This window comes from Acidovorax sp. GW823-FHT02H02, from assembly GCF_058797075.1.
Genome location: NZ_JBXAJH010000003.1, coordinates 21,355 through 34,014, shown reverse-complemented (window position 1 = coordinate 34,014; position 12,660 = coordinate 21,355). Strand labels below are relative to the sequence as shown.

12 protein-coding genes are annotated in these 12,660 nt (G+C 66.3%); 8 read left to right on the top strand and 4 right to left on the bottom strand.

Annotated features, from left to right (window positions below):
• The first annotated feature begins 131 nt into the window (after positions 1-131).
• Together ompR and AC1RDS_RS03715 are read left to right on the top strand one after the other, a co-directional pair.
• Entirely contained in the window at positions 132-863 is a 732-nt protein-coding gene (gene ompR / locus AC1RDS_RS03720) for an osmolarity response regulator transcription factor OmpR (protein ID WP_026435637.1), read from the top strand.
• 7 nt (positions 864-870) lie between these two features.
• Entirely contained in the window at positions 871-2,400 is a 1,530-nt protein-coding gene (locus AC1RDS_RS03715) for an ATP-binding protein (protein ID WP_092697953.1), read from the top strand.
• A 42-nt stretch (positions 2,401-2,442) separates the two neighbouring features.
• Here AC1RDS_RS03715 and ispF read toward each other — a convergent pair whose 3' ends face one another.
• Positions 2,443-2,922, bottom strand: coding sequence for a 2-C-methyl-D-erythritol 2,4-cyclodiphosphate synthase (ispF, locus tag AC1RDS_RS03710; RefSeq protein WP_026435639.1), 480 nt, complete (start codon positions 2,920-2,922; stop codon positions 2,443-2,445).
• Positions 2,923-2,947: 25 nt separating this feature from the next.
• The gene (locus AC1RDS_RS03705; protein ID WP_092697954.1) at positions 2,948-3,787 is read right to left on the bottom strand and encodes an IspD/TarI family cytidylyltransferase; all 840 of its coding nucleotides are present in this window, start codon (positions 3,785-3,787) and stop codon (positions 2,948-2,950) included.
• A 94-nt stretch (positions 3,788-3,881) separates the two neighbouring features.
• Here AC1RDS_RS03705 and mfd point away from each other — a divergent pair, with 94 nt between their 5' ends.
• The 3 genes from mfd to serB all read left to right on the top strand — a co-directional run bounded on the left by mfd (position 3,882) and on the right by serB (position 8,923).
• Positions 3,882-7,346, top strand: coding sequence for a transcription-repair coupling factor (gene mfd / locus AC1RDS_RS03700; RefSeq protein ID WP_092697955.1), 3,465 nt, complete (start codon positions 3,882-3,884; stop codon positions 7,344-7,346).
• A gap of 69 nt (positions 7,347-7,415) precedes the next feature.
• Positions 7,416-8,075 carry a hypothetical protein gene (locus AC1RDS_RS03695; RefSeq protein WP_092697956.1) on the top strand — a complete coding sequence of 220 codons (660 nt, stop codon included), beginning with the start codon at positions 7,416-7,418 and terminating at the stop codon, positions 8,073-8,075.
• Positions 8,076-8,206: 131 nt separating this feature from the next.
• Positions 8,207-8,923 carry a phosphoserine phosphatase SerB gene (serB, locus tag AC1RDS_RS03690; RefSeq protein WP_092697957.1) on the top strand — a complete coding sequence of 239 codons (717 nt, stop codon included), beginning with the start codon at positions 8,207-8,209 and terminating at the stop codon, positions 8,921-8,923.
• A gap of 60 nt (positions 8,924-8,983) precedes the next feature.
• On the opposite strand, the gene AC1RDS_RS03685 is transcribed toward serB, so the two are convergent.
• Entirely contained in the window at positions 8,984-9,472 is a 489-nt protein-coding gene (locus AC1RDS_RS03685) for an RrF2 family transcriptional regulator (RefSeq protein WP_092697958.1), read from the bottom strand.
• A gap of 91 nt (positions 9,473-9,563) precedes the next feature.
• On the opposite strand from AC1RDS_RS03685, the gene ytfE reads away from it, so the two are divergent.
• Positions 9,564-10,301 carry an iron-sulfur cluster repair protein YtfE gene (gene ytfE / locus AC1RDS_RS03680; protein ID WP_092697959.1) on the top strand — a complete coding sequence of 246 codons (738 nt, stop codon included), beginning with the start codon at positions 9,564-9,566 and terminating at the stop codon, positions 10,299-10,301.
• Complete coding sequence (locus AC1RDS_RS03675) at positions 10,292-10,762, top strand: group III truncated hemoglobin (RefSeq protein WP_244273651.1); 471 nt, start codon at positions 10,292-10,294, stop codon at positions 10,760-10,762. Before ytfE ends, AC1RDS_RS03675 begins: the two co-directional genes overlap by 10 nt.
• Positions 10,763-11,027: 265 nt before the next feature.
• Here the strand turns inward: AC1RDS_RS03675 and AC1RDS_RS03670 are convergent, their stop codons facing one another.
• Complete coding sequence (locus tag AC1RDS_RS03670) at positions 11,028-11,663, bottom strand: LysE/ArgO family amino acid transporter (RefSeq protein WP_092697960.1); 636 nt, start codon at positions 11,661-11,663, stop codon at positions 11,028-11,030.
• A gap of 70 nt (positions 11,664-11,733) precedes the next feature.
• Between AC1RDS_RS03670 and AC1RDS_RS03665 the strand changes: the two genes are divergently transcribed.
• Positions 11,734-12,645, top strand: coding sequence for an HTH-type transcriptional regulator ArgP (locus tag AC1RDS_RS03665; RefSeq protein WP_092697961.1), 912 nt, complete (start codon positions 11,734-11,736; stop codon positions 12,643-12,645).
• Positions 12,646-12,660 lie beyond the last annotated feature (15 nt).

The following is a 12,660-nucleotide window of genomic DNA, read 5'->3' as shown; positions in this document are numbered from 1 at the left end:
GAAGCCTGCGTGAGCGGCCTGCGTGCCGGGGCAAAACTTGTAACAGTTGGTCAAAAAACAGGCAGAATACCGAACTTCGGGGCTGAAGCTGGTCAGAATTGGCTCTGTTACAAATTGGACCCGTACTCACCATGGCTACAACAACCAACCGCACCGACAAGATTCTGGTGGTGGACGACGATGCCCGCATCCGCGATCTGCTGCGCCGCTACCTGACCCAGGAGGGCTTTGAAGTCATGGTCGCCGAAGACGGCAAGGCACTGAACCGTCTGCTGCTGCGCGAAACCGTTGACCTCATCGTGCTCGACCTGATGATGCCCGGCGAAGACGGACTGTCCATCTGCCGCCGCCTGCGTGCCGCCAACGACCGCACGCCCATCATCATGCTCACCGCCAAGGGCGAAGACGTGGACCGCATCGTGGGTCTGGAAGTAGGCGCAGACGACTACCTGGGCAAGCCCTTCAACCCCCGCGAGCTGCTGGCGCGCGTGCACGCCGTTCTGCGCCGCCGCCCCGCCCAGGAGGCGCCTGGCGCCCCATCAGGCGACAACGAGGTGGTCACCTTCGGCCCCTTCACCTTCGACCTGGGAACCCGCGCGCTGCAGCGCAATGGCGAGGAGCTGCCACTGACCACGGGCGAGTTCGCCATGCTCAAGGCCTTGGTGCGCCACCCGCGCCAGCCCCTGTCGCGCGAAAAGCTGGCGCTGCTGGCGCGCGGCCGCGAGTTCGAACCCTTCGACCGCAGCCTGGATGTGCAGGTCTCGCGCCTGCGCAAGCTGGTGGAGGTCGATGCCGCAGCACCACGTTATATCCAGACCGTTTGGGGCGTGGGCTATGTTTTCGTACCAGACGGAACAAGCTGACCCCTTCATGCGCAACTCTGAAGCCTGGGCGGACCCCACGCCCGGGCAAACGGTGATCCCACCGTCCGACGCCACCAGCCCGGCACCCCTGGAATCCTTGCGCCGCGCGCGCGAGCAGCGTGCGCGCGTGGGGTTGAACCTGTTCTGGCGCACCTTCTTTCTGCTGGCGCTGTTGCTGGTGGGAAGCATACTGGCCTGGCTGCAGACACTGCGCGCCCTCGAATTCGAGCCCCGCACGCTGCACACGGCCCAGCAGATTGCCTCGCTGGTCAACCTCAGCCGAGCCGCCCTGGTGCACGCCGATGCGATCGCGCGCGTGTCGCTCATCAAGACCATGGCCGACCAGGAAGGGGTGCGCATCCTGCCGCGCGAGCCGGGCGACAAGTTCACTCTGCTCGACAGCACCGCGCTGGGCAGCCGTCTCACCGAGGAGCTCACCCAGCGCCTGGGCCCGGACACCATCGTGGCCCAGAATGTGAACGGCGAAAACGGCCTGTGGGTGGGTTTCAACATCAACGGCGACCCCAACTGGCTGCTGATGGACCGTTCGCGCTTCAGCCCGGCCGGTGGCCGCACATGGCTGATCTGGCTGATCACGGCAGGCGCCCTGTCGCTGGCCGGCGCCGCAGCCATTGCGCGGCTGATCAACCAGCCGCTCAAGCAGCTGTCGTATGCCGCCAACCGCGTGCGCGACGGCGACTTTGCAGCCAGCCGCCTCGACGAAGAAGCCGTGACCAGCGAAATCCGCGAGGTGAACATCGGCTTCAACCGCATGGCGCAAAAGCTCGCCAAGCTGGAGCAGGACCGTGCCGTCATGCTGGCCGGCATTTCGCACGACCTGCGCACGCCCCTGGCGCGCCTGCGGCTCGAAACCGAGATGAGCGTTGACGACGAAATCGCCCGCGAACACATGGTGGCGGACATCGTGCAGCTCGACGCCACCATCGACAAGTTTCTGGACTACGCCCGCCCGGACCATGCCACCCTCACCCCCGTCAACCTGCACGGGGTGGTGTCGTCCTGCGTCTATGCGGTGCAGGACCACCGCGAGCTGCAGATCACCATGGCGATTCCCGAGGACCTGAACGTGCTGGCCGACGAAGTGGAGCTGGCGCGCGTGATCTCCAACCTGCTGGAAAATGCACGCCGCTATGGCAAGACGGTGGACACGGCCGTGACCCATGTGGACATCGCCGCCAAGGGCCGCGAAAACTGGGTGCTGATCAAGGTGCGCGACCACGGCACCGGCGTGCCGCCCGAGCAGCTGTCCAGCCTGACCAAGCCCTTCTTTCGCGGTGATTCAGCACGTACCGCTGCCACAGGTGCCGGGTTGGGCCTGTCGATCGTGGACAAGACCGTGCAACGCATGGGCGGCATCTTTGCGCTGGCCAACTCCAGTTCCGGCGGCCTGGTGGCCCATATCCAGCTGCAGCGGGCCATCCACATGCCCGATGGCGAGGACCCCAAGCAGCGTCTGCAGCGCCCTTCCGTCAAGCGGCAACTTCCGCGCCGCCGCGCCGAAGACCATATGAATTGATTGCATGCCGGGTGGCTGGCCAGGCCGCGCTGGCCGCGTGGGTCAGGCCCGGAACAGCAGCACCACGGCCCGGGCCTCCATGGCCAGCCCCTGGCCCACCGGCCCCAGGCGTTCAGCGGTTTTGGCCTTGACGTTCACCTGCCCCTCGCCCACCCCCACCGCAGCCGCAATGCACGCGCGCATGGCCGGAATATGGGCGGCCAGGCGCGGCGCCTGCGCGACCACGGTGCTGTCGATATTGCCGATGTCGTAACCGGCTGCGCGCACCCGCCGCGCCGCCTCCGCCAGCAGCATGCCCGAGTCCGCACCCCGAAATGCCGCGTCGGTGTCCGGAAAATGGCTGCCGATGTCGCCCAGCGCGGCGGCCCCCAGCAGGGCATCGGTGATGGCATGCAGCAGCACATCCGCATCCGAATGGCCCAGCAGGCCCATCGAATGGGCGATCTCCACGCCGCCAATCACCAGCCGGCGCCCAGGCACCAGCGCATGCACATCCCAGCCCTCGCCTATCCTGAAATTCATTGCGTCACCTTCGCCCGCAAGGGGCTCAAAAAATGGTCTTTTTGCCCACGGCCGCCTGCCCGTATGCGCCACCAAAACAATCCAGCGTGGCGCCATGCGCCCGTTGCGCTAGCACGGCGGCCGCCAGGGCGAAGTCGTCCGGGTAGGTCACCTTGAAATTCTGCGCGCCACCCGGAACCAGACGCGGGTGCTGGCCCATCGCCTCCATGGCACTGGCTTCGTCGGTGGCGCCCGAGCCCACATGCTCGATGGCCGCGATCAAAGGGCCCATGCGGAACATCTGGGGCGTCTGCGCCAGCCATTTGTCGCTGCGGTCCACGGTGGATGCCACGCGCACGCCACCAGGCCCATCCATAGAGGTCTTGAGCGTGTCGGCCAGCTTGTGCGCGAGCAGGCCACCCACGCCATCGTGCTGGCAGGCGTCGATCAGGGAGTCAATCTGCTGCGACGTGACCAGGCAGCGCGCGGCGTCATGCACCAGCACCCAATCGTTGGCCTGGGCCCCGCGCTCCGTCAGGGCCCGCAGGCCGCCCAGCACGGTATCCGCACGCGTGGGCCCGCCACATTCGACGGTAAAAAATGCGGGGTGGGCGTAGGCATCCAGAAAATGGTCCCCTGGCGCCACCGCCACCAGCGTGCCCTGCAAGCGGCTCACCCCGGCAAAGGCCGCCAGGGTGTGCGTGACCATGGGATGCCCTGCCACCAGATGGTATTGCTTGGGCAAGGGTGGCGCAGCCGATGCCACGACCGGCGTGGCGGCAGAGGGTATGGCACGCAAGCCCATGCCCGCACAGGGCACCAGCGCCCAGAAGCGCCCTCGGGCAGACAGGGGAGCAAGCGAAGGTGGCAGCAACGGAGCGGTCATGGGTCGCTCATTCTAAAATCTCCGGCTGCCCCCCATCCGGCCCGTGCGCGTTTCGCGCCCCAGGGGATGCGGCGGCCCAGACGACACCGTCCGCATGGAACTGCCCAAACTCTCCCCCGGAAAACGTTTCACCCTGCCCCGGCCCGTGGGCAGCGCCGATGCCCTGCTGCTGGCCCGCCTGGCAGAGCGCGACAAGGCCAATGGCCGCACCACCGCCATCGTCACGGCCGACGCCACCGATGCGCAGCGCCTCATCGAGGAAATGGCATTCTTCGCCCCAGGCCTGCGCTGCGCGCTGTTCCCCGACTGGGAGACGCTGCCCTACGACACCTTCTCGCCGCACCAGGACCTGATCAGCGAGCGCCTGGCCACGCTGTGGCGCATCTCGCAGGGCGAAGCCGACGTGGTGCTGGTGCCCGCCACCACGGCCCTGTACCGCCTGGCGCCGCCGTCCTTCCTGGCGGGCTACACCTTCCACTTCCAGGTCAAGCAGAAGCTCGACGAAGCCAAGTTCAAGGCCCAGCTCACGCTGGCCGGCTACAGCCACGTCTCGCAGGTGGTGAGCCCGGGCGAATACGCGGTGCGAGGTGGACTCATCGACCTGTTCCCCATGGGCTCGCTGGTGCCCTACCGCGTGGACCTGTTCGATGACGAGATCGACTCCATCCGCACCTTCGACCCGGACAGCCAGCGCAGCCTGTACCCCGTGCCCGAGGTACGCCTGCTGCCTGGCCGCGAGTTCCCCATGGACGACGACGCCCGCGCCAAATTCCGCAGCCGCTGGCGCGAGATGCTGGAGGGCGACCCGACCAAGAGTCGCATCTACAAGGACATGGGCGCCGGCGTCGCCACGGCCGGCATCGAGTACTACCTGCCGCTGTTCTTTGACGACACAGCCACGGTGTTCGACTATCTTGGAGACGAAGCGACCGTGGTACTGCACGGCGATCTGGAGCCCGCCTTCCAGCTCTTCTGGCAGGACACGAAAGACCGGTTCCGCCTGATCCAGGGCGACCCGGAGCGCCCTGCGTTGCCGCCCGAGTCGCTGTTCCTGTCCATCGACCAGTTCTACACGCGCGCCAATCAACACGCCCAACTGTCGCTGCGTCCTGGCGTACAGGACGTGGATGACAACCCGCACTTTCACCAGCTCGGCGACCTGTCGGTGGCGCGCGGTGCCGAGGACCCGCTGGCCCGCCTGCACGCCCACATCCGCAATACGCAGCACCGCGTGCTGCTGCTGGCCGAGAGCGATGGCCGGCGCGAGAGCCTGCTGGACTTCCTGCGCGCCTCGCAACTGAACCCACCGGCCTTCGACTCGCTGGCCGAGTTCCAGGCCGACACCACCGAGAAGGTGGGCATTGCCACCGCCGGCCTCACCGTGGGCTTCAGCTGGATCGAGGACGGCATCGACTTCGTCACCGAGACCGAGCTCTTCGCCGCCGGCCCCACCACGCGCAGGCGCAAGAAGCAGGAACAGGTGAGCGACGTCGAGGCGCTGATCAAGGACCTGGCCGAACTGAACGTGGGCGACCCGGTGGTGCACAGCCAGCATGGCATCGGCCGTTACCGGGGCCTGGTGAACATGGACGTGGGCAACAAGAACCCCGACGGCACGCCCGCCATGCAGGAGTTCTTGCACCTCGAATACGCCGACAAGGCCGTGCTCTACGTGCCGGTGAGCCAGCTGCAGCTCATCAGCCGCTACACGGGCGTGAGTGCCGACGAGGCGCCGCTGCACAAGCTGGGCAGCGGCCAGTGGGAAAAGGCCAAGCGCAAGGCCGCCGAGCAGGTGCGCGACTCGGCCGCCGAGCTGCTGAACATCTACGCCCGCCGCGCCGCGCGCGAGGGCCACGCCTTCCGCTACAGCCCGCAGGACTACGAGACCTTTGCCAACGACTTCGGCTTCGAGGAAACGGCCGACCAGAACGCCGCCATCCACGCCGTCATCCAGGACATGATCAGCCCCCGCCCCATGGACCGCCTGGTCTGCGGCGACGTGGGCTTTGGCAAGACCGAGGTCGCCCTGCGCGCAGCCTTCGTGGCCGTCACGGGCGGCAAGCAAGTGGCCTTCCTCGCGCCCACCACGCTGCTGGCCGAGCAGCACTACCAGACGCTGGTGGACCGCTTCAGCAAGTGGCCGGTGAAGGTGGCCGAAGTCTCGCGCTTCCGTTCGGGCAAGGAGATCACCGCCGCCATCAAGGGCATCGGCGACGGCACGGTGGACATCGTGGTGGGCACGCACAAGCTATTGAGCGAATCCACCAAGTTCCACAACCTGGGCCTCTTGATCATCGACGAGGAGCACCGCTTTGGCGTGCGCCACAAGGAGCAGATGAAGGCCCTGCGCGCCGAGGTGGACGTGCTGACGCTGACGGCCACGCCCATCCCGCGCACGCTGGGCATGGCGCTGGAAGGCCTGCGCGACCTCAGCGTCATCGCCACCGCGCCGCAGCGTCGCCTGGCGATCAAGACCTTTGTGCGCAATGAAGGCACGGGCGTGATCCGCGAGGCGGTGCTGCGTGAATTGAAGCGCGGCGGCCAGGTCTACTTCCTGCACAACGAGGTGGAAACCATCGAGAACCGCCGCCAGAAGCTCGAAGAGATCCTGCCCGAGGCGCGCATCGCCGTGGCCCACGGCCAGATGCCCGAGCGCGAGCTGGAGCGCGTGATGCGCGACTTTGTGGCGCAGCGCTACAACATCCTGCTGTGCTCGACCATCATCGAGACCGGCATCGACGTGCCCACGGCCAACACCATCATCATGAGCCGCGCCGACAAGTTCGGCCTGGCGCAGCTGCACCAGCTGCGCGGGCGCGTGGGCCGCAGCCACCATCAGGCGTATGCCTACCTCATGGTGCCCGACGTGGAAGGCCTCACCAAGCAGGCGCAGCAGCGGCTGGAGGCCATCCAGCAGATGGAAGAGCTGGGCAGCGGCTTTTACCTGGCCATGCACGACCTGGAGATCCGTGGTGCGGGCGAGGTGCTGGGCGAGAACCAGAGCGGCAACATGCTGGAGGTGGGTTTTCAGCTGTACAACGAGATGCTCAACGAGGCCGTCAAGGCGCTCAAGGCCGGCAAGGAGCCCGATCTGCTCAGCCCCCTGTCGGTCACTACCGACATCAACCTGCACGCCCCTGCCCTGCTGCCCGACGACTACTGCGGCGACGTGCACCTGCGCCTGTCGTTCTACAAAAAGCTGGCCACGGCCAAAACGCCCGACCAGATCGACGGCCTGCTCGAAGAGATCGTGGACCGCTTCGGCAAGCTGCCGCCGCAGGCCCAGACCCTCATCGACGTGCACCGCCTGCGCGTGCTGAGCCAGCCCTACGGTGTGGTGAAGGTCGATGCCGCCCCGGGGGTGATCAACATCACCTTCAAGCCCCAGCCGCCCATCGACCCGATGCGCATCATCGAGCTCATCCAGAAGAACAAGCACATCAAGCTGGCGGGCAACGAGAAGCTGCGCATCGAGCGCGAACTGAAAGAGCCCAAGGACCGCGCGCAGATGGTGCGCGACATCTTGCGCAGCCTGGGGCAGCCGCTGGTTGCTGTCTGAATTTTCATCAAAACAGCCTCTGGTTCTTATCCACAAAGCGTCAGAGCTATCAACCAATAGCAAACGATCATGTGGCTGGAAGCCACCCTCACCCTCCTTGCCCTGGCTGCCGCCCTGGCCGCACGGCCCTGGCGCATGCTGGCCAGCCGCACGCCGCTGGCGCACGAAACCCGGGGTGCCCCAGCCGCACTGTGGACACCGCTGCTCGCCACGCTGGTGCTGCTGCCCTGGATGTGGGCCCTGCCCACGCTGCATGCCATGCCGCTGCAACTGCAGTGGTCGGGTGCATGCATGGTGGTGCTGATGCTGGGCTGGCCGCTGGCGATCCCGGCACTCATCGAGGTGGGGGTGATCGCCTGCCTGTTGTCATCCGCCATGGGCTGGCCCGAGGCGCTGGGAGCCATCGCCTGGCAAGGCGTGGTGCCTGCCACCCTTGCGCTGATGGTGGGGGCACTGATTCGGCGGTTTCTCGGAACCCACCTCTTTGTCTATGTGCTGGGCCGCGCCTTTCTGGGCACGGTGCTGTGCCTCTTTGCCTCGGGGGCCTTGTCGCAATGGAGCGGCCACCAGTTGCCGGGGGTGGGCGACGAGCTCTCACTGGTGGCACGCTGGCTCATGGCCTGGGGTGATGCGTTTGTCACCGGCATGCTCACGGCCATTTTCGTGGCCTTCAAACCGCAATGGCTGGCCACCTGGTCCGACCCGCTCTACCTGGGGCATCCCAAGTAGGCGGCAGAACCCGCCCCACGGTTACCGCGCTCCCGCTGAGCACCGGGTTCCACAGGCCCCTGCGGTGGTGGGTGCACCATCCGACGGGCTAACATTGCGCCCTTCGCATCCATGACGCAGCCCCGTTTCCCATGACCCACGCCACCGAATTCGCCCCGGGCCTTGTTGTCCAGGGCATTGAGCCCCCGCTGTCCCTGTCGAGCTACAAGCTGATTGCCTTTGACATGGACTCCACCCTCATCAACATCGAGTGCGTGGACGAAATCGCCGATGCCGCCGGCCGCAAGGCCGAAGTGGCGGCCATTACCGAGGCCGCCATGCAAGGCCTCATCACCGACTACAAGGAAAGCCTGCGCCAGCGCGTAGCCCTGCTCAAGGGCGTGACCGTGCAGCACATGGAGCAGGTGTTCACCGAGCGCCTGCGCTTCAACCCCGGCGCCAAAGAGTTGATCGCCGCCGCCAGGGCCGCCGGCCTCACCACGCTGCTGGTGTCGGGCGGCTTCACCTTCTTTGCCGACCGCGTGCGGGCGGGCCTGGGCATCGACTTTGCCCGCTCCAACCTGCTGGAGTTGGACAATGGCCTGCTCACCGGCCGCATGGTGGACCAGGCCTGGGGCGATATCTGCGACGGTGCAGAAAAACGCCGCACGCTGCTGGAAGTGGCCTCGCTCATGGGTATTTCGCCAGCGCAGGCGATTGCCGTGGGCGATGGCGCGAATGACCTGCCCATGATGGGTGCCGCCGGCCTGTCGGTGGCCTACCACGCCAAGCCGGCCGTGCGTGCGCAAGCCAAGATTGCCATCAACCAGGGGGGGCTGGACCGGCTTCTCGAAGTGCTGCGGACCTGAGAAAAAAGCCCCTTTCTGCACCCAGCCAGAAACCGGCAGTCACACAGAAGTTTTCAGGCGCTACCCGGCCGCATCCGGCAACCCCGGCACCGGCTGCGCCGCCGCTAGGCGGCGCGACTGGGGCATCGCCACCACGCTCTGGGGTTCGGCCAGCAAATCGGCCAGCGTCACCTTGTCCAGCACGGCGAGAAAGGCCCGCATGGCCTGGCCCAGCACGCCCTTGAGGTAGCAGTGGCTGCTCAGCCGGCACTGGTTTTGCGCGGGGTCAAAGCATTCGACCAGGTTGAAATCGGTTTCGGTGGCACGCACCACGGCACCGATGTTGATCTCTGCGGCGGGTTTCATCAGGCGCATGCCGCCGCCGCGCCCACGCGTTGTTTCCAGCAGGCCCTGGGCAGACAGCTCCTGGACAATCTTGGTGAGGTGGCTGCGTGAAATGTCATAGCTTTCCGCCACCTCGCTGATGGTGACGGGTTGCACACGCCCTTCAGTCGCCGCGCAATACATCAGCACACGCAGCGTGTAATCGGTCCATTGGGTCAGACGCATTGGATTGCCACAGGTCAATTAAAAGAGGTAGTGGATATGAATTTTATGCCATAAAATATTCACATCATATGAATCTTAAAAGGACCTCGCCATGAACGCCCGTCTGGAATCCACCGCATCCGCCCCTGCCGCCCTGAGTGCCGATCAGCAAATCGGCCAGATTGCGGTCCAGCTGCCCGGCGCCACCGCCGTGTTCCGGCGCCTGAAACTCGATTTTTGCTGCGGCGGCCAGGTCCCCCTGGCAACGGCCGCGGCCGAGAAAGGTCTGGACGTGAATGCCGTGCTGGCCGAGCTGGCAGCCCTGCAGCGCCCCAGCGCCCTGCCCGGGGTGGAAGAACCCGGCGCGTTGATCGACCACATCCTCACGCGCTACCATGACGTGCATCGCGTGCAGTTGCCCGAGCTGATCCGCATGGCGCACCGCGTGGAAGCCGTGCACCGCGCCAACCCCGATGTGCCCACCGGACTGGGCGACCTGCTCGAAGAAATCCAGCAAGAACTGCTGTCGCACATGCACAAGGAAGAAGCCATCCTGTTTCCCATGCTCAAGTCGGGCGGCAACCCGTTCGTGGGCCAGCCCATCGGCATGATGCGTGCCGAGCATACGGACCATGGCGCGGCCCTTGACCAGCTGAACGCCCTCACCCACGACGCCACGCCGCCCACCGGTGCCTGCAACACCTGGCGCGCGCTGTACGCCGGCATTGCCCAGTTTGGCGACGACCTGGTCAACCACATCCACATCGAAAACAACGTGCTGTTTCCCCAGTTCGAGGCCGCGCCTGCTGCGGCTGCAGGCTGCGGCTCCTCGGGTTGCGGATGCAGCTGAACCCCTCTGCGCCCCGCCAGGCGCCGGACGATGCGGACAACACCGGCGGGTGGCGCACGCCCAGCGTGGAAAGCCTGACCGAGCTGGTGCACAGCTTTTATGCCGCGGTCCGGGCCGACGCCCTGCTGGGCCCCGTGTTCGAGGAGGCCCTGCGTGATCGGTGGGAGCCCCATCTGGCGCGCATGGTGGACTTCTGGAGCACCGTTGCGCTGGGCAGCAAGAGCTTTCGTGGCAACGTCTTTGGCAAGCACATGGCATTGCAGGGCGTGACACCCGCGCATTTCGCCGTGTGGGTGCGCCTGTGGGGCGAACAGACCACCCGACTGTTCGCACCCGAGGTGGCGCACGACCTGCAGGTCACTGCCCACGGCATTGCCCGCAATCTGTTTCTCGGGTATTTCGGCACGCACCCGGTGTTTGGCGATGGCGCCGGGGATCATCCGTCAGAAGCCGGCCATTGAACTCCGGGTTTCATCCAGGTTCACCGCCCGGCCCTGGCTAAAAGCCGTGTCGCTGCAGCGGCTGTTCATGGCGCTGCCGTAGTTGAGTTGTACCGATTGCCCGAACCCGTGACCACGAAAGTGGCGGATGACCAAAGCGGGTTGCATGGTGCGTGGTTTCGTGGCGAAAAATGGGGACGGGCTCACCTGCGCGGCCCAGCCGCCGCAGAGCAGCAACACAAGGCAGCATCCCCGACAAACTCACCCTTGGCATTGCCAGCCGGCCTCAGCCCGCCACCCCTTGCCACACCCACCACGCCAGCACCAGCATCATGCAGCCCGTGAGCGCATCCAGCACCCGCCAGGCGCGGGGATCGGCAAACAGGCCCTGCAGCCGCCGCCCGGCCAGCGCCAAAGCCGCAAACCACACCAGGCTGGCCGAGGCCGCCCCTGCCACGAACACCCACTTGAGGCCGCCGTCCTGGCGCGCACCAATCGAGCCCACCAGCACCACGGTGTCCAGGTAGACATGGGGGTTGAACAGCGTGATCACCGCCAGGGTGCCCAGCACACCCAGCAGACCCCGCGGGGCCGCGTCCTGCGGAGCACCCAGGCTGGCATCCGGCGCAACCAGCGCGCGCCACCAGGCAAACAGGCCATAGGCCAGCAGAAAGATGGCGCCGCCCACGGTGAGGTAATAAGCCAGCGCGGGCGAGCGCCCCAGCAACTGCGCCATGCCGGCCACGCCCACGCCGATCAGCAGCGCATCGCTGGCCACGCACCACGCCACGCAGGCGCGCACATGCTGGCCGCTGACGGCCTGGCGCAGCACATACAGGTTCTGGGCCCCGATCGAAACGATCAGCGAGAGGCAGACGGTGAATCCGGCGAGCCACGAAGAAGAAGCATGGGCAGTCCACATGGCACCGATTCTGGGCGGCGGTATGGATTAAGTAAAATTAATTCATCTGAATCAAAGTTAGCAGTTCTTCATGCTTGACTACATCGGACTCCAGGCCCTGGCCGCCGTGGTGCGCGAAGGCAGCTTCGAACGCGCGGCCCGCCGGCTGCACGTCACGCCCTCGGCGGTATCGCAGCGCATCAAGCAGCTCGAAGAACGCACGGGCCAGGTGCTGGTGCTGCGCGGCACGCCCTGCACCGGCACCGAGGCCGGGCGGCGGCTGTGCCTGCATGTGGAGCAGGTGGCGCTGCTCGAAAACGAGCTGCGCCGCACCAACCCCACGCTGATGCCCGACGGCCACGCCACGCCCCCCACGCTCAAGCTGGCGGTGAATGCCGATTCGCTTTCCACCTGGTTCATGGATGCCATGGCCGCTTTCACAGGCGGCGGCAACGAGCTGCTGGACATCCGCATCGACGACCAGGACCACACGGCCCAGCGCCTCAAGGAAGGCGATGTGCTGGCCGCCGTCACGGCCAGCGCGGGCAGCATTGCGGGCTGCAACACCTGGCCGCTGGGATCGGTGCGCTACGTGGCAGCGTCCAGCCCTGCCTTTGTGGCGCAGCATTTCGCGCACGGCGTCACCACCGAGGCCATCGCCCACGCGCCGATGATGACCTACGACCGCAAGGACCGCCTCCAGGAACAGTGGCTGCAACGGCAGGGTCTGGCCTCGCGCCAGAGTCCGCCCAAGCACTTTGTGCCGTCCAACGATGGCTTTGTGCGCGGCTGCGAGGCAGGCATGGGCTGGGGCATGCACCCCCGTTGGCTGATCCAGCGCCAGCTCGGCGCCGGCACCCTGATGGAACTGCTGCCCGGCACCGGCATGACCATGCCGCTGTACTGGGTGCACGCGCGCTCGGCCCAGACCAGCCTGGAGCGACTGACTGATTGCGTGATGGCGGCAGCCCGCCAATGGCTGGTGCCGGCAGAGAAAGCGTGAGCATCAAAGCCATCA